A 22,028-nucleotide genomic window follows, 5' to 3' on the forward strand; every position below is an offset into this window, starting at 1 on the left:
GGCAGCGGAACCGGGCGGCCACCCGGTTCCGGCGGTGGAGACCTGGAAACCACCTGGTCCCGGCCGTGGCGCGGGGGCATCCCGCTCCTGCGGTGGAGCTCCGGCCGGTGCGCGGAGCTCAGCCGGCCGAGCGGCGGATCCGGCCGGCGTAGCGCGCCTCGGCGGCCGCGTTGCGGGTGTCACCGCCGGCGACGTTCATCGACAGGTACACGTCGGGGGCGATGCCCTTCGCGAGCAGCCGGATCACGACCTCGGCGGTGATCAGCTGACTGATCAGCGCGTTGGCCACCGAGGACACCGCGCACACCGACCCGCCGTCGGGCAGCGGGAGGACCGCGTCGCCGTGCGGGGCGCCGTTGTCGATCACCACGTCGGCGAGTTCGAACAGCCGCTGGCCGCTCGGGTGCCGGGAGACGATGCCCGTGGAGTGCGGCAGGGAGGTGATCGCGACCACCGGGTGGCCCTGCTCCCGGGCGATCCGGGCCATCTCCACGACGGAGCCGTTGCCGCCGGACTGCGAGGTGATCACGAAGACGTCGCCGGGTTCCGTGCGGGCCAGGTCGTAGACCCGGCGGGCGAGGGCCGGGTCGCGTTCGGCGAACGGGTCCGCGAGGGTGTCGGCCGGTTCGCCGCCGTACAGGATGACGTCGCGCAGCGCGAGCTTGTTGGTGGCGACCAGGCCACCGGCGCGGCCGGCGAGTTCCATGGAGGCAGCCTCGGAGTGCCCCGAACCGAAGGCCTGCAGCACCCCGCCGTCGGCGAGCGAGGCGGCGATCAGGTCGGCGGCGGCGGCGATGGCCGGGGTCTGGGTGTCGACGATGTGCGCGGTCATCGCCCGCACGGCGTCCAGGTAGCTGGCGGAGCTGAGGGTGGTGGACATGGGACTCCTGTTCGACGGGTACTAGCGGTGCCGCGGCCCGCCGGTGCGGTGGCTCGCGATGGCCCGGGTGGCCGCCTGCAGGGCGGCCTCGGTGGCGGCCCGGTCCCGCTGGGCCAGCGCCGCGTACACGCAGTCCAGGACGGTGGTCTGCGGGTGCACGCCGGACAGGTCGCCGGGGCGGAAGGTGCCCTCCCGGACGGCCGTGGTCAGCACGAGGTCGGCGACCTCGGCGAGCGGGGAGCGCGGGAAGTTGGTCAGGGCCACCGTGGTCGCGCCGGCCGACCGGGCGGTGTCCAACGCCTCGATCACCTCCACGGTCCGGCCGCTGTGCGAGACGCCGAGCGCCACCGCGCCGGGCCGCAGCAGCGCGGCGGCGGTGACCGCCGTGTGCACGTCCGACCAGGCCCAGCAGGGGATGCCGGTGTAGGCCATCCGGGCCTGGAAGCCGGCGGCCGGCTGGGCGCTGCCGCCGACGGCGAAGACGTCGACCCGGTACGCCCCCGCCATCGCGTCCACCACGGCGGCCAGCGCGTCGAGGTCGAGCTGGGCGGCGGTCTCGGCGATGGCCCGGACATCGGCCCCGGCGACGGCGGCGACGATCTCGGCCAGCCGGTCGTTCGGGTCGATCCCGCCGTCAGCGCCGGTCGACAGCCGCGGCTCGGCGGCCCGGGCGACCTCGGCGGTGAGGGCGTGCTGGAGCGCGCGGTACCCGTGCAGGTCCAGCGCCTTGCAGAACCGGAGCACCGTCGACGTCGACGTGTCGCTGGCGGCCGCGAGCTCGCCGATCGTCAGCCCCGCGACGGCCGCCGGGTCGGCCAGCACCAGGCCGGCCACGCGCTGTTCCGTGCCGGTGAGCTCCGGCATCAGCGCCCTGATCCGGACCCCGAGTGGCGTGTTCTGCGTGACCATGGCAACAGATTACGCAGATCTTCGAAATCGCGTCAACCATTGCCAGAATCGGAGCGTGCTGCCGGACGGCGTACCCGTCGAAAGGGTTGTGGTCTGTTGCGCGCGGCTAGCCGTGCACCGTCGTGTCGACCACGAGGTCCGCGCGTTCCCGGGCGCCGTCCGCCAGGAAGAACGCGTCCTCCTCGACCATCCACCGGTCCCACAGCTCGCGGACGGGCCGGGTGGTCCGGGCCAGCCCCCGGGCGAGGCGCAGGGCCGGGGGAGCCTCCACCCACGCGGCGTAGGCGAGCCGGCCCACGGTGGCCCGCCGGGTGCAGGTCACGCCCTCCACGATCACCGTCGGCGTCCACGGCAGCGTCCGCCAGCCGCCGAGCGAGGCGCCCTCGAAGTCGTTCTGCCAGTCCCTGACCTGGTAGTGCGCGTCCCGGCCGGCGAGGAGCGGCGTGAGCACCTGCTCCTCGAAGCGCGGCCACCAGCCGGCGAAGTCGGCCCAGGACACGAAGTCGTCCACCTCGACGACCGGCGCGGCCAGCACGGCGGCGAGCTCACCGGCCAGCACGCTCTTGCCGGAGCCGCTCGGCCCGTCCACGCCGATGATCCGGATCCCGTTGACCGGCTCGCGGCGGAGGACCTCGGCCGCGATCGCCTCGGCGACATGTGTTCCCATCCGGCCCATGATGCCGGCTCGGCCCGCCGCTGTCAGACCCGGAACCCTGCTGGTTCGGCCGCCCCTGTCCGACTGGAACCCTAGGCTGGGGGCCATGGACGACGACCTGCCGGCGATCGGCGCGCCGGCCCGCCGGGCGCTCGCCCTCGCCGGCTACGTACGCCTCGACCAGCTGACCGCGGTCACGGAGAAGGAACTGGGCGCGCTGCACGGCGTCGGGCCGAAGGCGTTGCGCATCCTGCGCGCGGCGCTGGGGGAGCGCGGCGCGTCGTTCGCGGACTGACCGGCGGCGGTCACCTCCCCGAGCGCTAGCCCTGGGTGTCCAGGTACAGCCGCGCCCGGTGGTACTGCCCGCCCGGCCCCAGATCCAGGTGCGCGGCCCAGCCCGGGTCGTACTCGTTGCGCAGCCACGCGTACCGGGCCAGCGCGTACCCGTACATCGGCTCGGTCAGGTACCCCACCCGGACGATCCGCAGCCCGCCCCCGTTCGCGGAGATCTGGGTCCGGTTGTTGGCCTGGATCACCCCGAAGCCGAGGAAGACGGCCAGCAGGTCGGTGAGCTGCTCGTGGTCCTCCCGCAGGGGGCGTTCGATCCGGCCCTCCCCGATCAGCCGGTCGTGGCACAGTTCGTGCGCGATCGTGGCGATCACGGCGCCGGACCGTTCCAGCTGGCCGCGCTCGATGGAGATCACCGGCCGGCCGTGGCGCAGCTGGTAGTGGCCCGCCGTGCCCGGGGCCTGCTCCGCCGAGTAGACCTCCAGGTCGATCCTGCGCGACTCGACGCCGAGGAGGCCGGCGACCCGGTCGAGCAGCCGGGCCGCGTCCTCGATGCCGCCGTGGTACGGCTCGGGGAAGAACTCCGCCGTGGGCAGCACCACCGGGCCCTGGAACGCCTGCGGGCCGAACTCGTCGGCGAGCCAGATCAGGTGCTCGTCGATCCAGACCCGGTCGGCGTCGGGGACCGGGCACCCGAACGCCTCGGGCATGCCCGTCCGGGCCAGTGCGGTGAACCTGTTCCGCCATCGGGACATGCCGGCCATTGTGGCCGCCGGACGCCCACCTCGACAACCACGGGACACCGACGACTGTGACGGCGCGGCCACCGACCTGGCCCTTCGTGACACACGGCTGTTACTGAGGTGTTCTTAAGCCACATTTCACATGCCCTTGATCACTCTGCGTTTAGGCTCCCGCCCTCACCCCTCAAGGAACGGGACCCCTCTCATGATCAGGAAACACGTCGCGCGCAGGGGCGGGGCCGGGCTCGCCTCGGCCGCACTGCTCGTCGCCGCGCTGGGCGTCTCCAGCCTCCCGGCCCACGCGCAGCCCTCCGCCGAGGAGGGCGCGCCGATCCGGCTGGTCGCCGGCACCTTCGTACCCGGCAAGGCCGCGCCCGCCAAGCTCCCGGGGCTGTCCAGCCTCGCGCTCGGCGAGCAGCGCGCCGGCACGTACCTGGTGCAGTTCGACGGCCCCGTGCGCGAGGAGTGGAAACGCTCCGTGACGGCGGCCGGCGGCGACCTGCTGGAGTACCTGCCCGACTTCGCGTTCAAGCTCCGGGCCACCCCGGCAGTGGCGCGCGCCATCGGGGAACTCGGCGGCGTGTCCTCCGTGACCCGGTTCGACCCGTCGTGGAAGGTCGCGCCCTCGGCGAAGGACAAGCTGGCCGCGGGCAGGCCGGCCGTGTACCGGTTGAGCGTCGAGCCCCGCGCCAACGGGGCGGCGATCCACGACGCGGCGGCCCGGGCGGGTGCCGTCGTGGTCCGCGAGTCCGGGGCGACCGTGCTGGTGGCCGGTACCCCGGAGCAGGTCAAGGGTCTGGTGAACCTGGACGAGACCGGCTGGATCGAGAAGTTCCAGGTCCCGGAGAAGCACAACGAGTCCGCCGGCGCGCTGATCCGGATCCCGGCCGCCGACGCGCGCGGCTACGACGGGTCCACCCAGATCGCGGCGGTGGCCGACACCGGCCTCGGCGGCGGCACGGCGGCCACGGCGCACGCGGACATCCCCGCCGCGCGGATCACGGCGATCCGGAGCTGGACCAAGCCCGACGCGGCCGGCTGCTACGACGTGGTCGGCAACGGCGCCGCCGACGTCGACAGCGGCCACGGTACCCACGTCGCGGTGTCCGTCGTCGGTGACGGCGACGCGAACGGGGTCGGCAAGGCCGGCGCCCCCGCCGCGCGCCTGGTCTTCCAGGCCGTCGAGGAGTACGTGGACATGCAGGGCCAGTGCGAGACCGAGGACCAGCAGGACGGGTACTACCTGTTCGGCCTGCCCGACGCGCTCGGCGACCTGTTCCAGGAGGCCTACGACCTGGGCGCCCGCGTGCACGCCAACTCGTGGGGCGCGGCGGTCGCCGGGGCCTACAACGAGAACGCCCGGGAGGCCGACGCGTTCGTCAACGGCCACCGGGACATGGCGGTCACCTTCTCCGCCGGCAACTCGGGCACGGACGCCAACCGCGACGGGGTGATCGACAACGACTCGATCGGCTCCCCGGGCACGGCGAAGAACGTGATCACGGTGGGCGCGTCGGAGAACGAGCGGGCGAGCTACCCGTGCGACCGCAACCTGCAGTACCTGCCGACCTCCGCCAACGAGATCAACACCACGGGCAACCGGTCGTGCGCGCAGCTCAACGGTGAGAACCCGATGCCGAGCTGGGGCGACTGGTGGCCGGCGAAGTACCCGGTCGCGCCGTTGAACGCCGACCCGCAGGCCAACAACGACCAGCAGATGGCGGCCTTCTCCAGCCGTGGCCCCACGGACGACGGCCGGATCAAGCCCGACATCGTCGCGCCCGGTTCGTGGATCGTGTCCGGCTACTCCGACCAGTACCAGCAGGGCTACGACGCGGCCGCCAACCCGCGCGGCAACGCCTGGCAGCACGACGGGTACGGCTTCCCGGTCAGCAACCAGTACAAGTACTTCAGCGGCACCTCGATGTCCAACCCGATCGCGGCCAGCGGCGCGGTGATCGTGCGCGACTTCTACAACAAGCACCACCAGCACGCCGCCGCCAGCGCCGCGCTGGTCAAGGCCACGCTGATCAACAGCGCCGACGATCTGCTCGACGAGAACAACGACGGCGCCGACGACAACGACTTCCCGATCCCGAACAGCCACGAGGGCTGGGGCCGGATCAACCTCGACCGGGCCACGGCGGGTACCGCCAAGTACGTGGACGAGGGCGCCGGCCTGGCGACGAACGGCGTGCGCGAGGTCCAGTACCAGGTCGCGGCCGGCCAGCCGCTGCGGGTCAGCATGGCCTACACCGACCGCGAGGGCGCCGTCGCCGCGGCGGTCAGCCTGGTCAACGACCTCGACCTGGAAGTGGTCGCCCCGAACGGCACCGTGTACCGGGGCAACGTGTTCGCCAACGGCTGGACCCCGGCCGGCGGCAACGCGGACCGGCGCAACAACGTCGAGAACGTCTACCTCCAGAACCCGGCCGCGGGCACCTGGACGGTCCGGGTGCGCGGCTTCAACGTCCCCAACGGCCCGCAGACGTACGCGCTGGTCACCAGCGGTTCCGTCGCCGACCCGGCCCCGGCGCCGGCCGGCGGCTGCACGGTCACCAACGCGAACGACGTGAACATCGCGGACAACACGACGGTGGAGAGCTCCGTGGTCGTGGCCGGCTGCGCGGGCAACGCCTCGGCGACCTCGACCGCGGAGGTGCACATCGTGCACTCCTACCAGGGTGACCTGGTGGTGAACCTGGTCGCGCCGGACGGCACCGCCTACCTGCTGCACAACAAGGCGGGTGCCGGCACGAAGGACATCAACAAGACGTACACGGTGAACGTGTCGGGCGAGGTGGCCAACGGGACGTGGAAGCTCCGCGTCCAGGACACCGCGAACGGTGACGTCGGCCGGATCGACACCTGGACCCTCGCCCTGGGGGCCGCCGTGGCCGGCCCGGCACCGTGCACGGGCACCAACGGCACCGACGTGGCGGTCCCCGACAACACGACGGTGACCAGCACGATCACCCTGGCCGGGTGCGCCGGGAACGCGTCGGCCACCTCGACGGCGGAGGTGCACATCGTGCACTCCTACCAGGGTGACCTGGTGGTGAACCTGGTCGCGCCGGACGGCACCGCCTACCTGCTGCACAACAAGGCCGGCGGCAACACGCAGAACATCGACAGGACGTACACCGTCGACGCGTCGGCGGAGGTCCGCAACGGCACCTGGACCCTGCGGGTGCAGGACACGGCGGGCGGCGACGTCGGCAGGATCGACACCTGGACCCTGACCCTGTAGAAACCCGGGAAGGACCCTTTCGCGGGTACGCGAGGGGGTCCTTCCCGGCGGGGAGGGTGTCGACTGTCACGGCCCTTTCGGGGCTGATCTGGCCAGCTTCGCCGTCGATTTTCCAGGTTCGTGCTACGGTTTTCCTATTGCAGTTGAGGGTGAAAGATCTTCCGAAGCACCTGTGATCATCACGGGTGCTTTTTCTTTCGGCCTCAGCCGCGACGGGAGCCACGCAATGTGGCGCCCACATCAGTACAGAGGAAACGAAAATGGCTGTTCAGGGCACTGTCAAGTGGTTCAATGCCGAAAAGGGCTTCGGCTTCATCTCCCCGGACGACGGCGGCGCTGACGTCTTCGCCCACTTCTCGGCGATCGCGTCCAGCGGCTACCGGAGCCTCGAAGAGAACCAGCGGGTCGAGTTCGACATCACCGCTGGCCAGAAGGGCCCGCAGGCGGAGAACATCCGTCCGATCTAAGCTTCACCACAGGCTTGCGACAGGCCGGCAGCCCCACGCGGGGCTGCCGGCCTGTCTGCTGTCCACCCCCGGGCGCGGGCTGCGGCCGGGCCCGGGGACGGCGCGGTCCGGACCGTTCGGCGGCCCCGCGTGCACGACCGTGCGCGCGGCCGTCGACCTCTCGGGTGGGTCCAGCGGCGGGCACCGTCGTCGACGCTGCCCGCGTGCGCCTTCCCGGGGACCGGCGGTCCGTCCCGAGGGAAGGACCCAGATCGATGTTCACCAGCACTGTCACCGGTTATCCGCGGATCGGCGGAGACCGGGAACTCAAGAGAGCCGTCGAGGGGTACTGGGCCGGCAGGCTCGACGCCGACGCCCTGCGCCACACCGCCCGGGGGCTGCGCGCCGAGGTGTGGACCACCCTGCGCGGCGCCGGCCTGGACGCCGTGCCCTCCGGCACCTTCTCCCTGTACGACCAGGTGCTCGACGCGGCCGTGGCCGTGGACGCCGTGCCGCCCCGGTTCGCCGCGCTGGGCCTGGACCCGCTGGACACGTACTTCGCGATGGCCCGGGGCACCGCCGACGTGGCGCCGCTGGAACTGACCAAGTGGTTCGACACCAACTACCACTACCTGGTGCCCGAACTCGGCCCCGACACCGCGTTCACGGCCCGCCCGGACAAGGCCGTCGACGAGTACCGCGAGGCCCTGGCCCTAGGCGTGGACACCCGCCCCGTACTCCTCGGCCCGGTCACGTTCCTGCTGCTGGCCAAGCCGTCGGCGGACGCCCCGGACCGGTTCGGCACCCTGGAACTGCTCGACTCCCTGTTGGACTGCTACGCCCGCCTGTTGTCCGCGCTCGCCGAGGCCGGCGCCGGCTGGGTGCAGCTGGACGAGCCGGCGTTCACCGCCGACCGCACCGAGGCCGAGCTGCGCGCCCTGGACCGCGCGTACCGCCGGCTCGCCGATGTCCCCGGCCGGCCGAAGCTGCTGGTCACCGGCTCCTACGGCGAACTCGGCCCGGCGCTCGACGTCCTGCTGGCCACCCCGGTCGACGGCCTCGGCGTGGACCTGGTGTCCGGGCCCGCCGACGCCGCCCGCCTCACCCGGCACGCCCCGGTGGCCCCGCTGATCGTCGCCGGGGTCGTCGACGGACGCAACGTGTGGCGGACGGACCTGGCGGCGGCCGACGACCTGTTGGCCACGGTGCGCGCCGCCGCCGGCCGGGTCGCCGTCGGCACCTCCTGCTCCCTGCTGCACGTACCCGTCGACCTCGACGCCGAGGCCGACCTGGAGCCGGCGCTGCGGGGGCGGCTGGCGTTCGCCCGGCAGAAGGTCGACGAGGTCGTCACCCTGGCGGCCGGCCTGCGCGACGGCGCCGTGGCACCTTCGAGGGCCGCCCGACCGCAGCCGCCCGCCGGCTGGCACCACCCGACGGTCCGGGCCCGGCTGGCCGCGCTGCGGTACGGCAACGGCCGCGCGCCCTACGCCGACCGGGCCCGCGCCCGGGCCGCCGGCCTCGCCCTGCCCGTCCTGCCGACGACGACGATCGGCTCGTTCCCGCAGACCCGGGAGGTACGCGCCGCCCGCGCGGACCTCGTCGCGGCCCGGATCGACGACGCCACCTACCGGGAGCGGATGCGCGCCGAGATCGCCGCGGTGATCCGGCTACAGGAGAAGCTGGGCCTCGACGTCCTCGTGCACGGCGAGCCGGAACGCAACGACATGGTGCAGTACTTCGCCGAACAGCTCGACGGGTTCGCCGCCACCACCCGGGGCTGGGTGCAGTCCTACGGCTCGCGCTGCGTGCGCCCGCCGATCCTGTACGGCGACGTCACCCGCCCCGAGCCGATGACCGTGGAGTGGACGTCCTACGCCCAGTCGCTCACCGACCTGCCGGTCAAGGGCATGCTCACCGGGCCCGTCACCATCCTGGCCTGGTCCTTCGTCCGCACCGACCAGCCCCTGGCCGACACCGCCGCGCAGGTGGCCCTGGCCCTGCGCGACGAGGTGGCCGACCTGGAGGCGGCCGGTACCGCGATCATCCAGGTCGACGAGCCGGCGCTCCGGGAACTGCTGCCGCCGCGCCGCCGGGACCACCCGGAGTACCTGGACTGGGCGGTCGCCGCGTTCCGGCTGGCCACCGGCGGGGCGGCACCGGCCACCTCGATCCACACCCACCTGTGCTACTCGGAGTTCGGCGAGGTCATCGACGCCATCGCCGACCTCGACGCGGACGCCACCAGCATCGAGGCGTCCCGGTCGCAGATGGAGGTCCTGGCCGACCTGGCCGCCGCCGGCTACGCCCGGGGAGTCGGCCCCGGCGTGTACGACATCCACTCGCCCCGGATCCCCGAGGTGGAGGAGATGGTGGCGGCGCTGCGGGCGGCCGTGCGGGCGGTACCCGCCGAACGGGTGTGGGTCAATCCCGACTGCGGCCTGAAGACGCGGGGCTACGCCGAGGTCGGACCGGCCCTGGCCGCCCTGGTCGCCGCCGCCCGGGTGGTCCGCGCCGAGCTCTCCGCCTGAACCGCCGGCCGGGAACGGGGCCACGGCCCCGTTCCCGGCCGGGTGTCACACCCCCGTCGTACAGTGTCGGTCGTGCATCCTCGCGTCCTGTGTGTGCCCGGTCCCGACGGCGACCTGTACGGCCTGATCGACCCCGCCGGCCGGCTGCTGCGCGCCCCCGACCTGATGGCGGTGGGCACCTTCGAACCCGACGGCGCCGGCGGCTGGGCGGCCCCGGCGCAGGCCCCCGACGGCCGGTGGGGCTACGTCGGCTCCGACGGCCGGTGGCTCGTGGAGCCCACGCTGCTGGACGCGATGCGCCTGGCCGACGGATACGCCCGGTTCCGGACCGACTCCGGCTGGGGGTTCGTTGACGGGCGGGGCGCGGTGGCGGTCGAGCCGACGTACCCCGAGGTCGGGTTCTTCAGCGAGGGCCTCGCGGCCGTGCGCACGGGCGACAGGTTCCGCTACATCGACACGACCGGCACCACGGTGATCGAGGGACCGTTCCACCGGGCGGACGCGTTCACGTCGGGGCTGGCCGCGGTGCGGACCGGTGCAGGATCCCCGGTCGGCTTCATCGACCGGTCGGGTGCGACGGTGATCGGGCCGAGGTTCCAGCAGGCGCACCCCTTCTCCGCCGACGGCGCGGCCCCGGTGCGGCTCGACGGCCGGTGGGGCCTGGTCGACCGGGCCGGCGGCTGGATCGTCGAGCCCCGGTTCGAGGCCATGGAACCGTTCAACGAGGACGGCCTCGCGTTCTGCTCCGAGCCGGACTCCTGGGAGAACGGCCACCGCTACCTCGACTCCACCGGCGCGGCCGTGGTGGTCGGCCGGCGGCACCTGTCCAGCACGATGACCTGCGGCCTGGCCCGCGACGACCTGACCGGGCTCGGTTTCGTCGGCCGGTCCCGGATCAGCGGCCCGTTCGCGTGGGCGGACGACTTCGACCGGTGCGGCGCGGCCGTGGCGCTGTCCGGGGACCGGTGGGGGGTGCTCCGCGCCGACGGGACGTTCCTGCCCGGCCTCCGCGAACCGGGCACCGACGACGGCGGCTGGGTGCTGGGTTTCGACGCGGGCCAGGGTCTCGCGCCGTTCCTCGACGACCACGGCCACTGGGTGTACCTGGACACCCACGCCCGCCCGGTCGCCCGCCTGGAGGTCTCCGACGGCCGGGCCAGGCTCACCGACCCGGACGGCGCGACCCTGTGGGCGAGCGATCCGGCGGCCGGGGTGTTCAGCCTGCCGCCGGTGCTGTTCGACAAGGGGCCTGGCGACCTGGACGACCTGCGGGGCGACGTGGTCGCGGTGGCCGAGGGCCTGCTGGCCGCCGAGCCCGTGCCGGTGCGGTCGTTCACCCCGGAGGACGGCGGCTCCCTGGACCCGTCCGAACTCGAGGAGAACGAGGGCTCCCGCGGCGCCGCGCTCCCACTGGCCGGCGACCACGTCGACGAGGAACAGTACGGGGAGTACCACTTCCTGGCCGAGCAGCGCGGGGCCGCGTTCGGGGCGCTCCTCGCGGGCTGGGAGAAGCAGCTGACGGCGCGGTTCGGGACGCCGGAGGTGGACACCGTGTGCCTGCACTACTCCGACGACACCAGCACCCGGGTGTGGACGGCCGGGGAGCGGCGACTGGTCCTGGAACTGTCCGTCCACTACGGAGACGGGGACTTCCAACACGAGGTGTGGCTGGCGGCGCTGGCATGACGGGCGCCGGGGACACCGAACGGTGGGAACGGTACCTGTACGAGCGGCACTCCCGGGCGGCCCTGGCGACGTGGGCGCCGACCCTGCGCTACTTCCGGTACTGCCGGGCGGCCGGCGGCCACGCGAACGACAGCGACCAGCTCCTGGTGGCCCTGCTCGACCGGCTGGGCATCCCGGTGGTCACGCTGCCCCCGGACGAGCCGCGGCCGGTCCCCGGACAGGCCTACACCGCCGCCGGGTACGCGGCGTTCCGGCAGCCCGTCGCCGAACACCCCGACGTCGCGCAGCCCGGCTGGCTGACACTCGGCGGGGTCCGGGCCCACGCGTGGGTGGGACGGGGGCGCCTCGACCTCGCCCTCTTCGACGAGACCGACCCGTACTACGACGTCACGGACCGCACCATCGCCGGGGCCCGCCGGATCGAACCACTCCTCGAACCCGTGGCCGACCTGGTGATCGACCCGCCCCGGGACACCAGGAACTGCGTCTGCCCGAAGTACCACCCGAACCTGTGGCCTGACGCCCGTGGGCCGGGGCCGAATTCCTGAGAGGAATGCCGTGTCGCAGGAGGAGAGAGACGCCCGTCTGGGCCTGACAGGGCTGACGCCGGAGCAGCGCCGGCAGCGGATCGAGGAGCTCGAACGCCAGATCGCCGAGTCGACGGCGGTCGCGCGGGCGGCGTTGGAGCGGGTCCGCTCGGAGCGTGCGGCGGCAGACGGGCCGGCGGACCCGGCCGCCGGGTAGCGGTCAGGGCGGTCAGGCGGGCGCACGCCATCGGTGACGACGCCACGGCCTCCCGGGCACGGGCCGCTCAGCCCGTCCGGCTCAGGGTGCCCTCCGAACGGGAGACGCCCGGAGCCGCGTCGGTGAGGTACAGCAGCGTGCCGTTCGCCTGGAGCCGGAACCGCAGCTGGGCGACCGCGACGCATCTCCCGTTGTTGCGGACGATGTTCTCGGTCACGTCCAGCTCCTCCTCGCTCGCGGCGGTCACCGTCAGGCTCCCCGAACAGGGCAGCCCCGGATACTCCGAGGTCCCGGCCACCTTCCCGAGTTCGATCACGCCGAGCTTGAGGACCACCTGGTACGCGGGGTTGTCGTCGGCCTGTTTCACCGACCCGTTCCACGTGCCCTCGTAGCCCTGGAGTGGTCTCGGCGGCGCGCTCAGCATGACCTGCACGTCCGGGGAGGACGCGACCGCACGCGCCTCAGACGTCGCGCGGGTCGGGCCGCCGCCCCGCCGGTCACTGACGTCATGGAAGGGGCCGATGCCGGACAGGGCGCAGACGCCCATGGTCAGGGCGGTCATCGCCGCCGCGAGGATGCCGCCAGCCATGACACGCTGATCCCGGGTCCATCGCCGCATCGTCTCGCCCACAGCCTCACCTGGTATCGACCGCTGGCCGGCAGCCGCGCGGTGCGTCCGTCCATTGTAGTCTGACGCACGGGCGCCCCGGCCGTCCGACTAGAGGTCAACCCGATGTCGGGGCGGGCTGGTGGCGGGCGCTGCCGGGCGGTATCCCGAAAGAGCGTTTGAAGGCTCTGCAGAACGCCGCCTCGGACTGGTAGCCGAACCGGTGCGCGACCGCCGACAGCGGCTCCGTGGACTGCCGCAGGTGGGTGCGGGCGAGCTGCATGCGCCACTCCGCCAGGTACCGCATCGCCGGCTCGCCCACCAGCTCCGTGAACCGCGCCGCGAACGCCGACCGGGACATCCCCGCCTCCCGGGCCAGCGCTGCGACCGTCCACGACAGCCCGGACGAGCGGTGCATCGAGGACAGCGCCCGACCGATCTGCGGATCGCGCAACGCCGCCAGCCAGCCCTGCCGGGCCTCGGGCGCCGAGTCGAGCCAGGACCGGATCGCCTGGATGACCAGGATGTCGGCGAGCCGGGTGATCACCGCCTCCCCGCCGGGGCGCAGGGTCAGGGCCTCGCGGGTGATGAACCGCAGCGTGCTGTGCAGCCAGCTGGCGTCGTCCTCGTCCCACGTGTCCACGTGCAGCACGGCCGGGAGCTGGGCGACGAGGCGCTGGGCGGTCACGTGGTCGAAGGTCATCGCCCCGTAGGTGATGTGGGTGAACTCCCCGCCGCCGCCGTGCCGCATGATCTCGTACCGCTCGCTGATCTGCTCCACCGGCAGGTCGAACAGGGGCAGGGTGGCCGCGTCGGGGGCGCTGCGCATCCGGTGCGGGGTGCCGTGCGGGATCAGCGCCAGGCTGCCCTGCCGCAGCAGGAGCGGCTCCGCGCCGTCGACGTCCAGCCAGCACGCGCCCGCCGTGACGATCTGGAACGTCATCAGGCCGGGCAGGGTCGGCACGGCCACGCCCCAGGGGGCGGTGAGTTCCGCCCGGCAGTACAGCGTGCCGGTGAGGCGGAGCAGGTGCAGCGCCTCACCGAGGAGGTCGGCGGGCGGCGGGACCGTACGGGGAGCACCGGGCATGGCAGCCATCGTGACACCGGTCGTCCCGGTGCGTCCACGATCCTGGACGAACGGCAAAGAAACCCGGATTCCTGAGCATTGAGAGTCCAGATCATGCCCACCAGGCTGGACTCCATCACCTACTGAAGGAGTTCCCATGCGACCCACCCTCGTCATCGGTGCCACCGGCAAGGTCGGCCGGCGCGTCCTCGACCTGCTCGCCGGGCAGGGCCTCCCGACCCGGGCCGGCTCCCGGCGCTCCGACCCCGCCTTCGACTGGGACAGCCCCGGGACCTGGGCGGACGCGCTGGCGGGCGTCGGCAACCTCTGCGTCTCCTACTTCCCCGACCTCGCCGCCCCCGGCGCGCCCGCCGCCATCGAGGCCCTCACCGCCGCAGCCGTCGAGGCGGGCGTCGGTCGGTTCGTGCTGCTGTCCGGGCGGGGCGAGCGCAACGCGCAGCTCTGCGAGCGGATCGTCCAGGAGTCCGGGCTGGACCACACCCTGCTGCGGGCCAGCTGGTTCGCGCAGAACTTCAGCGAGGGACACCTGCTGGAGCCGGTCCTCGGGGGCGTGGTCGCGCTGCCGGCCGGCCAGGTGGCCGAGCCGTTCGTGGACGTCGACGACATCGCCGAGGTCGCCCTCGCCGCGCTGACCGACGACCGGCACTCCGGCAAGCTGTACGAACTCACCGGACCGCGCCTGCTGACCTTCGCCGAGGCCGCCGCCGAGATCTCCGCCGCCGCCGGGCGCCAGGTCAGCTACGTCCCGGTGACCTCCGAGGAGTTCCGGGCCGCGCTCACCGAGGCCGCCGGCCCCGAGTACGCCGACCTGCTCACCGGGCTGTGCGCCGAGGTGCTCGACGGGCGCAACGCGTCGGTGGCCCACGGCGTGCGGGAGGCGCTCGGCCGCGGGCCCCGCGACTTCGGGGACTTCTGCCGGGCGGCGGCGGAGACCGGGGCGTGGAAGAGCTAGCCGGGTACCGGCGCCGGCCGGTTCCGCGGGCCGCCGGCGTGCCGTAGGTTCGAGGGCCGGGGCCCGGGTCCGGGGTGGACGGTGGCCGCGACGAAAGGCGGTACCCGTGTCGGAAGCGACCTTCTCAGGGATCCACCACCTCGCGCTGAACGTGCGCGACCTCGACGCCTCCGTGCGCTGGTACTCCGAGGTCCTGGACTTCGCGCCCTGGTTCCCGTGGGACACCGAGGACTTCGACCGCCGCCTGATGCGGCACCCGAGCGGGGTCGTGATCGCCCTGACCCGGCACCGGCACCCGGAGGCCGGCACGGCGTTCAGCGAGCACCGCACCGGCCTCGACCACCTGGCGTTCGGGGTGGACACGATGGCGGCGCTGGAGGCGTGGGTCCGGCGGCTGACCGACGCCGGGGTCACGCACTCCGGCATCGCGGTCACGCCGGCCACGGGCTTCACGCTGGTCGCGTTCCGGGACCCGGACGACATCCAGCTGGAGCTGTATCTCGCCGCGCGCTGAGGCTCCACAGTGGGCCACACCGCGCGGTGCGGTGACCGGGTGGCGGCGTCCGGCGGCAGCGTGCTCGGGCCGGGGACGCCGGCGCGGCGGGGCCGCCCCGGGGCACCCTGCCGAACGGCACTCCCGCCCCGGGCGCGTCCGCGATACCGTCGAGGCATGCGTATCGTGCTGGCGGGTCTCCTGGTGCTGGTCCTCGGCGGGTGCACGGCGGCCCCCGCCGGGACCACCGCCCCGGGGCCCGGGTCCGGGCCGACCACGGTGTCGGCGTCCCGGCAGACCGCGTCCGAGGCCGACGCCACCCTCGCGAGCCTGCGCAAGGTCGACGACCTCCCGCTCTACGAGATGAACTACGTCGGCGACTACGACGAGCTGACCGGCGTGCCCATGGTCCCGACGGCCAGCCCGTTCGGCTGTTCGCTCTTCGTGGCCTCCGGCGGCCCGGCCCCCGTCTTCGGCCGCAACTTCGACTGGGACCCGCACGCCGCCATGGTCCTGCACACCGCACCCCCGGACGGGTACGCGGCGGTGTCGGTCGTCGACCTGTCCTACCTCGGGGTCGCGAAGGGCGACGACCTGACCACCGCCCCGAAGACCCGCCGGGAGCTGCTCAACGCCCCGCTGCTGCCCTTCGACGGGCTGAACGAGCGGGGCCTCGCGGTGGGCCTGGCGGCGGACAACTCCGGCCGGGCGGGGAAGAACCCGGCCCTGCCGACCGTGGGGGGCGTGCGGATCCAGCGGATCATCCTGGACCACGCGGCGACCGTGGACCAGGCGGTGGAGCTGCTGGGCCGGTACAACCTCGACTTCACCGACGGGCCGGCGCTGCACTACCTGCTCGCGGACTCCTCCGGCGCCTCGGCCGTGGTGGAGTTCGTGGACGGCCGGATGGAGGTCCTCCGGGGCGGCCCGCCGTGGCAGGCGCTCACCAACATCCGCCTGACCGGCGCGGACGAGGCGACCCGCCGCGCCGACCGGCGGTACGAGACCCTGCGGGCCCGGCTCACCCGCGCCGGGGGAGTGCTGACGCCCGAGTCCGCGATGGGGCTGCTCCGCGACGTGGCCCAGTCGCACACCCGGTGGTCGGTCACCTACCAGCTGGACAGCCACGACGTGCGGGTCACCACCGCCGGCCGTTGGGAGAAGGTGCACACCTTCCCGCTGCGGCGGCCCTAGGCCAGCGCGGGCAGCAGCACCCGCCCCAGGACCGTCATCGGGGTCCGCCACTGCTCCGGCTGGTCGTAGTTGCCGGCGGTGACGGCCACGGAGAGGTCCAGCTCGGGCAGGACGAACAGGCGCTGGCCACCGTTGCCGAACCCGGCGACCATCCGGAGCCCGTCGACGGACTCGAGATACCACTGATAGCCGTACCGGCCGCCCCAGTCGGTCTCCAGGCGGGGCCGGAGCATCGCGTCCAGCCAGTCGGCCGGCACGACCGGGTGACCGTCCCACCCGCCGCCGGCCAGCACCAGCTCGCCGATCCGGGCCAGGGCGCGCGGCGTGAGGCGCAGCCCCGACGCGGCGGAGGCGACACCGTCCTCGCCCGCCATCCACTCCACGTCGTCGATGCCCAGCGGGGAGAAGAGCACGGCCTGCGCGTACTCCGGCAGCGACCGGCCGGTGCCCTCGGCGATCAGGTGCCCGAGCAGGGCCGTCGCGCCGCCGCAGTAGGTCCACCGGGTGCCCGGAGGCTCGACGACCGGCCGTTCCAGGACATACCGGTAGCGGTCCGGCGCGAGCTCCATCGCGATCTCGGCGTTGTCCGGACTGTCGTAGGGCACATCCTCGCTCCACTCCAGACCGAGCGACATCGTCAGCGCGTGTTCCACGGTGAGCCGGGCGCGCGCGGGATCGACCGCCAACGCCGGATAGCGCGGGAACGAGCGCAGGAGCGGCTCGTGCGGCCTGGGGACCAGGCCTTCGCCGAGCGCGATCCCGTACACCAGGGCCGTGACGCTCTTGGTGACCGACCGGATGTCGTGCCGCCGCCCGGCGTCGAACGCGACCTCACCCAGCGCGTCGCCCCAGCGGAAGTCCTCGCCGACGCCGTAGTGCTCCAGGATCGTCCGGCCGCCGCGCACCGCCACCACGGCGTGCAGTCCGGGCAGCTGACCGGCTCGGGCCAGCTCGGCGAGCCGTTCGCCGGGGGTTGTCTTCACGGGCGCTCCTTCGACAGGTTTCCCGTTCTACCAGGAATTTCGGGGGTCCGTCCACGCGGGTCGGAGGGTGGGGGGCTCGGCCGCGACGGTGGTGTGGGAGCGACCGGACCGGGGGATCCGGGTCGGGGGACTCCGGGGCGGGTGGTGTCCGGGGCAGGCGGTGCCTGGGCGGGGTGGTGCCCGGGCCGGGTGGTGCCCAGGCCCGGTGGTGCCTGGGTCGCGGGGTGGGGTGGTGTGCAGGCCGGGTGGTGTCCGGGGCTGGGCGAGGTGCTGTCCAGGCCGGGTGGCGTCCGGGCCGCGGGGCCGAGTGGTGTCCGGGCCGTGTCCGGGCCGGGTGGTGTCCGGGGCGGCGAGCATGCCGACCGCTCAGGCGGTACCGGTCACGGCGCCACCGAGCATCCCTCGGCCCTGTCGTCGTGTTCGACGTCCCGGAATCGGATCGCAGGCCCGGCGGTAGGGCTAGCCTGGACGGCGGCCGGTGACACGGGATCGGGCCCACACACGTAGGGATACACGGGATGAGCAGAGCCAGGGCGTTCATACGTCGACACGCCGTGCTGCTGGGGGTCGTGGTCGTGGCGGCGTGGATCGTGGCCATCGTGGTGATGATCATCGAGAACCCGGTGCCGGGCGGCGGCAGCCCGGTCTGACCGCGCACCGGGGCGGCGGGCCGGACTCCGTGGCCATGCCGGAGGGCCCGCCGCGCGTCACCCGGGGGATGACGCGCGGCCGGGCAGGCGACGATCCCGCCGGGCGGGCGCCCGGCCTGCCCAGGCGGCCCGCCGCCCCGCTGACCGGCCCACCCACAGCTCAGCGGCCCACCGCCCGGCCCACCCACAGCTCAGGGACCCACCACCAGGCAGTGGGCCCACGGTCCAGCTGGGCGGCGCACCCTCCAGCGCAGTGGCACATCGCCCAGCCGGGTGGCCCGGTGGCTAGGTGGTCGGTCGGTGGGCGACCCGCTCCGACCGGTACACCAGGAACACGCTCGCGGCCAGGACCAGCAACGGCCCGGCGACCAGCAGCACCCAGTGCCCCGGCCCCACAGCCCAGCTGGGCTGTGGGGCCGCCCAGTGCGGCGGTGCACCACCCGGCCCGGTGGGCTACGTGGTCGGTCGGTGGGCGACCCGCTCCGACCGGTACACCAGGAACACGCTCGCGGCCAGGACCAGCACCGGCCCGACGACCAGCAGCACCCAGTGCCCCGGCCCCCACACCAGGGCCATCGGGAACATCCCGCCGAACGGCCGCTCCGACCCGACCTGCGCGACGCCCCACAACGTGACCGCCGGCGCGCACAGCGCCAGCGCCCTGCGCCGGACCGGCGGGTCCAGTGTCACCACCATCCACACCGTGAGCGCCAGGACGGCCGTGCCCGAGGACGCCGCCTCCGCGCGGAACCACCGCTCGTCCAGCCCGACGGAGTCCCCGAGCCGGAGCACGGTGATCACACCCACCGTGGTCAGCGCCGGCACGACCAGCGGCGCCACCGCGAGCAGCACCCCGGCCGCCGCGCACAACGCCGCCCCCCGCCGACGGAGCACGGCGACGCCCCGGCGCGCGCCGCCGGGGACGCTCAATGCCACCGCGACGATCACGGCCAGGCCGACCGGCCAGGCCAGGGCCAGTGGAGGCAGATCCGGGTAGGCCGGGCGGATCACGAGGGAGACCAGCTCGCCCAGCGCCGCCAGCCACGCCCCGGCCGCCGCCAGCCGCCGGCCGCGGCACAGCACCGCGACGACGATCGCCGCCCAGAACGCCACCCGGAGCCAGTGGACGGCCGGCAGGGCGGGGAGCGGGTGGCCCGCCATGACGGCCCAGCCCCCGGAGATGCTGAACGGCCGCAGGTGCCGACCCAGCATCAGCAGCGTGGCCAGCACGCCCACCGCCGCCAACGCGTCGCCCCACCACGTGTCGGGACTGCCGGACCTGGCCTGGCGCAGGCGTCGCCAGCCCGCGGACCACACCAGGCTCATCGTCTCGCCGAGGGCCGGGAACCGCCGGTCCGGCGTCGAACCGGCGAGCAGGACGCCGAGCATCTCCTCCTCGTACGCGGCCCGGTAGTCCGCCGGATACAGGGCGAGCAGTCGCCGGTACCGACCCTCGAGGGCCGCGCTCACGCCGCACCCGGCCCGAACGCCAGCCCGACCTGCCGCAGCCGCTGCCCCGCCGCGTCGGCGTGCCGGCGGAGCCGCGCGGTCTCGGCGACGAGGCGTTGGGCGCCCGCGCCGGTCAGCCGGTAGTACCGGCGGAGGCGGGACTGCACGATCTCCTCGCGCTCCACCTCGATGAGTCCGTCCGAACGCAGCCGGTCCAGCACGGCGTAGAGCGTGCCGGTGTGCAGCTTGACCTGGCCGTCGGAGATGCGCAGCACGTCCTCGATCACGCCGTAGCCGTGCTGGGGCTCGGCGGCCAGCGCGGTGAGGATGAGGAACGCGGGTTCCCGCAGGGGTCCGTCTGTCATGCCGTCAAGCATATACGTGTTCGCTACGTATGCAACCAACCCCGATATGGGTACCGGCCGAGGCGTGGTCGTTCCGGGGCGACCACGGTGGTGGTCGCCCCGTCCGGTGCCGGCGACGGAGAACGGCGACGACGACCGCCGGCGCGGACCGTACGTATTCCGGCTGTGCCGCCCGCCGACGGTGACTAGGCTCGGAGGTCATGATCACGGAGTACACAGTGCCTGGTGGGGCGGTCTTCCCCGAGGGGATCACCGGGGACCCCGACGGGAGCACGTTCTATGTGTCCAGCTCGCGGGACGGCACGATCTTCCGGGGCCGGATCGACGCGCCCGAACTGGAGGTCTGGCAGCCGGCGGGCGCCGACGGTCGCACGAGCGCGCTCGGCATGGCCGTGGACGGCTCCGGGCGGCTGCTGGTCTGCGGCTCGGAGACCGGGTACGTGTTCGGCTACGACACGGCCACCGGCGCGCTGGTCGACCGGGTCCGGGTGCCGACCGACGAAGGTACCCTGCTCAACGACGTGTGTGTCGTCGGCGGCCACGCCTTCGTCACGGACTCCCAGCGGCCCGTGGTGTGGCGGTGCGCGCTCGGGGACCGGCTCGGTGAGCCCGAGGAGTGGGTCGACCTGGGGGACGCGGACCGGACGCCGTTCCTGAACGGGATCGTCGCCGTGCACGACGGCGCGACCCTGCTGGTCGCCGCGCAGGGTACCGAGGTGCTGTGGCGGGTGGACGTGGCGACCCGGGCGGCCGAACGGGTGGACCTGGGCGGGCTCGCGCTGTCCGCCGACGGGATGGTGCTGGTCGACGGCCTGCTGTACACGTGCGACAACGTCGAGGAGCCCGACGGTGCGGTCCGGTTCTTCCTGAGCGCGTTCCGGTTGGCGGCCGACGCCCGTAGCGGGGAACTGGTCGGCCGGCTGGAACGGTCGGCGGCGGACACCCCGACGACGGTGGCGTACCTGGCGGACCGGTTCTACCTGGTGAACTCCCAGCTGATGGCGGACCGGTCCGGCCAGGCCGGACCGCCGTTCACGATCAGCGCGGTGACCCCGGGCGACGCCGCCGCGCCCTGACCCCGACCGCGCGGACTACCGCCGCCGGGTGGTGCGGGGCGCCGGCGGCTGCGGCGGGCGGCTGTACGTCGTCTGCCTGACGGTGGTCGTCGCTCCGCCGCGGCCGGGCGGGGTCGGAGTGGCCGTCGGATAGGTCGGCGACGGGGTGGGCGACGGCGTGCTGACCACGGTGGACGTCGGTTGGGTCGGCACAGCGGTGTACGTCTCGGTGTAGCCCTCCGGCACGGACACCGGCCGCCTGGACGACGGGGCGGGATCGGCGCCGCAGCCGGCCAGGGTCAGGACGGCTCCGGCGAGGAGTACGAGGCGCCACGCGGTCATGCACGCTCCAGATCATCGGGGGTACGTGCCCTGATGATCGCCGACCCGCGCAAGTGTTCTGTCCGCCGGGCCCCGCACCGGCCGGCCGGACCCGCCTAGGAACCGCCCCCGTGGACCTCACCGTGCACGGTGCACAACGCGACCGCGCCGGAACTGACCGACACCCGCACGGTCTCCGGTGCGGCGCCGGTGACCCGCAGATAGTTCTCCAGCACCCCGGCGGCCAGGCGTTGGGGGTGGGTGTCCCCGCTGGTCAGGGAACTGTAGGCCGGGCGCCACAGCCGGTACTCCGACGGCACTCCCCGCCTGACCTCGGCGAGTTCGCAGCGCTCGATCGTGTAGTACATGACGCCTCCCGCGCGACGAACGTCGACTGCATCCTGGGAACGGTCCGTATTGGGAATGTTACACAGTGAGGCAGGGTCCGGCCCCCCGCCGCGAGGGGGAATCCTCGGCCCCGGACCCGTCCACGTCGTCCCGACCGGGCGGCCCCGACCGGCCCCGGGTGTGATCCGTCCCGCGCGGGCTGGGGCCCGGCGCGCGTCACCCGGTAGGGTCGGTCCAGCGAAGGGGAGTAGCCCCCACACGTGCGGTCGACATACTGGCGGATCCTCGCCCGGTCGCACGGCCCGGTCGGTGACCGGGTGGGCGAGACCTTCGACTCAGGCAGTTCGCTGCCGGGTCGGAGTCTCGCGTGTCTCCGGTCCGGTCGACCGGAAGGA

23 protein-coding genes are annotated in these 22,028 nt (G+C 73.7%); 12 read left to right on the plus strand and 11 right to left on the minus strand.

Going from position 1 to position 22,028, the window contains the following annotated elements; genetic code table 11:
• Nucleotides 1-118: 118 nt before the first annotated feature.
• The 3 genes from PT931_RS29260 to PT931_RS29270 form a co-directional block, all read right to left on the minus strand.
• The gene (locus PT931_RS29260; RefSeq protein WP_456248930.1) at nt 119-880 is read right to left on the minus strand and encodes a sugar isomerase domain-containing protein; all 762 of its coding nucleotides are present in this window, start codon (nt 878-880) and stop codon (nt 119-121) included.
• A 21-nt stretch (nt 881-901) separates the two neighbouring features.
• Nucleotides 902-1,789, minus strand: a complete 888-nt coding sequence (locus tag PT931_RS29265) for a MurR/RpiR family transcriptional regulator (RefSeq protein WP_456248931.1) — start codon at nt 1,787-1,789, stop codon at nt 902-904.
• Between the two features lie 106 nt (nt 1,790-1,895).
• The gene (locus PT931_RS29270; protein WP_456248932.1) at nt 1,896-2,456 is read right to left on the minus strand and encodes a uridine kinase family protein; all 561 of its coding nucleotides are present in this window, start codon (nt 2,454-2,456) and stop codon (nt 1,896-1,898) included.
• 94 nt (nt 2,457-2,550) lie between these two features.
• On the opposite strand from PT931_RS29270, the gene PT931_RS29275 reads away from it, so the two are divergent.
• On the plus strand, nt 2,551-2,739 hold the full coding sequence (locus tag PT931_RS29275) for a DNA-binding protein (protein WP_456248933.1): 189 nt from the start codon (nt 2,551-2,553) through the stop codon (nt 2,737-2,739).
• A 25-nt stretch (nt 2,740-2,764) separates the two neighbouring features.
• On the opposite strand, the gene PT931_RS29280 is transcribed toward PT931_RS29275, so the two are convergent.
• Entirely contained in the window at nt 2,765-3,487 is a 723-nt protein-coding gene (locus tag PT931_RS29280) for a hypothetical protein (protein WP_456248934.1), read from the minus strand.
• A gap of 193 nt (nt 3,488-3,680) precedes the next feature.
• Here PT931_RS29280 and PT931_RS29285 point away from each other — a divergent pair, with 193 nt between their 5' ends.
• The 6 genes from PT931_RS29285 to PT931_RS29310 all read left to right on the plus strand — a co-directional run bounded on the left by PT931_RS29285 (nt 3,681) and on the right by PT931_RS29310 (nt 12,129).
• On the plus strand, nt 3,681-6,725 hold the full coding sequence (locus tag PT931_RS29285) for a proprotein convertase P-domain-containing protein (protein WP_456248935.1): 3,045 nt from the start codon (nt 3,681-3,683) through the stop codon (nt 6,723-6,725).
• 260 nt (nt 6,726-6,985) lie between these two features.
• Nucleotides 6,986-7,192 (plus strand): cold-shock protein, encoded by a 207-nt coding sequence (locus PT931_RS29290; protein ID WP_363720878.1) that lies wholly within the window; start codon nt 6,986-6,988, stop codon nt 7,190-7,192.
• A gap of 254 nt (nt 7,193-7,446) precedes the next feature.
• Entirely contained in the window at nt 7,447-9,699 is a 2,253-nt protein-coding gene (gene metE / locus PT931_RS29295) for a 5-methyltetrahydropteroyltriglutamate--homocysteine S-methyltransferase (protein WP_456248936.1), read from the plus strand.
• Nucleotides 9,700-9,771: 72 nt separating this feature from the next.
• Entirely contained in the window at nt 9,772-11,385 is a 1,614-nt protein-coding gene (locus PT931_RS29300; protein ID WP_456248937.1) for a WG repeat-containing protein, read from the plus strand.
• Complete coding sequence (locus PT931_RS29305; protein ID WP_456248938.1) at nt 11,382-11,933, plus strand: hypothetical protein; 552 nt, start codon at nt 11,382-11,384, stop codon at nt 11,931-11,933. Before PT931_RS29300 ends, PT931_RS29305 begins: the two co-directional genes overlap by 4 nt.
• Nucleotides 11,934-11,943: 10 nt before the next feature.
• On the plus strand, nt 11,944-12,129 hold the full coding sequence (locus PT931_RS29310) for a hypothetical protein (protein WP_456248939.1): 186 nt from the start codon (nt 11,944-11,946) through the stop codon (nt 12,127-12,129).
• A 67-nt stretch (nt 12,130-12,196) separates the two neighbouring features.
• On the opposite strand, the gene PT931_RS29315 is transcribed toward PT931_RS29310, so the two are convergent.
• Both PT931_RS29315 and PT931_RS29320 read right to left on the minus strand, forming a co-directional pair.
• Nucleotides 12,197-12,718: a hypothetical protein gene (locus PT931_RS29315; RefSeq protein ID WP_456248940.1), complete on the minus strand. Its 522-nt coding sequence runs from the start codon at nt 12,716-12,718 to the stop codon at nt 12,197-12,199.
• Nucleotides 12,719-12,854: 136 nt separating this feature from the next.
• Nucleotides 12,855-13,823: an AraC family transcriptional regulator gene (locus PT931_RS29320; protein WP_456248941.1), complete on the minus strand. Its 969-nt coding sequence runs from the start codon at nt 13,821-13,823 to the stop codon at nt 12,855-12,857.
• Nucleotides 13,824-13,959: 136 nt separating this feature from the next.
• Between PT931_RS29320 and PT931_RS29325 the strand changes: the two genes are divergently transcribed.
• The 3 genes from PT931_RS29325 (at nt 13,960) to PT931_RS29335 (ending at nt 16,462) form a co-directional block, all read left to right on the plus strand.
• A complete protein-coding gene (locus PT931_RS29325) occupies nt 13,960-14,775 on the plus strand; it encodes an NAD(P)H-binding protein (RefSeq protein ID WP_456248942.1) in 816 nt (271 codons plus the stop codon).
• Nucleotides 14,776-14,881: 106 nt separating this feature from the next.
• Complete coding sequence (locus tag PT931_RS29330) at nt 14,882-15,289, plus strand: VOC family protein (RefSeq protein WP_456248943.1); 408 nt, start codon at nt 14,882-14,884, stop codon at nt 15,287-15,289.
• A 156-nt stretch (nt 15,290-15,445) separates the two neighbouring features.
• Nucleotides 15,446-16,462 (plus strand): carcinine hydrolase/isopenicillin-N N-acyltransferase family protein, encoded by a 1,017-nt coding sequence (locus PT931_RS29335; RefSeq protein ID WP_456248944.1) that lies wholly within the window; start codon nt 15,446-15,448, stop codon nt 16,460-16,462.
• On the opposite strand, the gene PT931_RS29340 is transcribed toward PT931_RS29335, so the two are convergent.
• Nucleotides 16,459-17,445 carry a serine hydrolase domain-containing protein gene (locus PT931_RS29340; RefSeq protein ID WP_456248945.1) on the minus strand — a complete coding sequence of 329 codons (987 nt, stop codon included), beginning with the start codon at nt 17,443-17,445 and terminating at the stop codon, nt 16,459-16,461. The genes PT931_RS29335 and PT931_RS29340 overlap by 4 nt on opposite strands.
• A 518-nt stretch (nt 17,446-17,963) precedes the next feature.
• On the opposite strand from PT931_RS29340, the gene PT931_RS29345 reads away from it, so the two are divergent.
• The gene (locus PT931_RS29345) at nt 17,964-18,095 is read left to right on the plus strand and encodes a hypothetical protein (protein WP_456248946.1); all 132 of its coding nucleotides are present in this window, start codon (nt 17,964-17,966) and stop codon (nt 18,093-18,095) included.
• 453 nt (nt 18,096-18,548) lie between these two features.
• Here PT931_RS29345 and PT931_RS29350 read toward each other — a convergent pair whose 3' ends face one another.
• A complete protein-coding gene (locus PT931_RS29350; RefSeq protein ID WP_456248947.1) occupies nt 18,549-19,565 on the minus strand; it encodes a hypothetical protein in 1,017 nt (338 codons plus the stop codon).
• Nucleotides 19,562-19,909 (minus strand): PadR family transcriptional regulator, encoded by a 348-nt coding sequence (locus PT931_RS29355; RefSeq protein ID WP_456248948.1) that lies wholly within the window; start codon nt 19,907-19,909, stop codon nt 19,562-19,564. Before PT931_RS29355 ends, PT931_RS29350 begins: the two co-directional genes overlap by 4 nt.
• Before the next feature lie 200 nt (nt 19,910-20,109).
• Between PT931_RS29355 and PT931_RS29360 the strand changes: the two genes are divergently transcribed.
• Entirely contained in the window at nt 20,110-20,985 is an 876-nt protein-coding gene (locus PT931_RS29360) for an SMP-30/gluconolactonase/LRE family protein (protein ID WP_456248949.1), read from the plus strand.
• A 15-nt stretch (nt 20,986-21,000) separates the two neighbouring features.
• Here the strand turns inward: PT931_RS29360 and PT931_RS29365 are convergent, their stop codons facing one another.
• Together PT931_RS29365 and PT931_RS29370 are read right to left on the minus strand one after the other, a co-directional pair.
• Nucleotides 21,001-21,306, minus strand: coding sequence for a hypothetical protein (locus PT931_RS29365; protein WP_456248950.1), 306 nt, complete (start codon nt 21,304-21,306; stop codon nt 21,001-21,003).
• A 95-nt stretch (nt 21,307-21,401) separates the two neighbouring features.
• Nucleotides 21,402-21,653 carry a hypothetical protein gene (locus tag PT931_RS29370; protein WP_456248951.1) on the minus strand — a complete coding sequence of 84 codons (252 nt, stop codon included), beginning with the start codon at nt 21,651-21,653 and terminating at the stop codon, nt 21,402-21,404.
• Nucleotides 21,654-22,028: the final 375 nt, after the last annotated feature.

The sequence above is a fragment of the Longispora urticae genome, assembly GCF_053902585.1.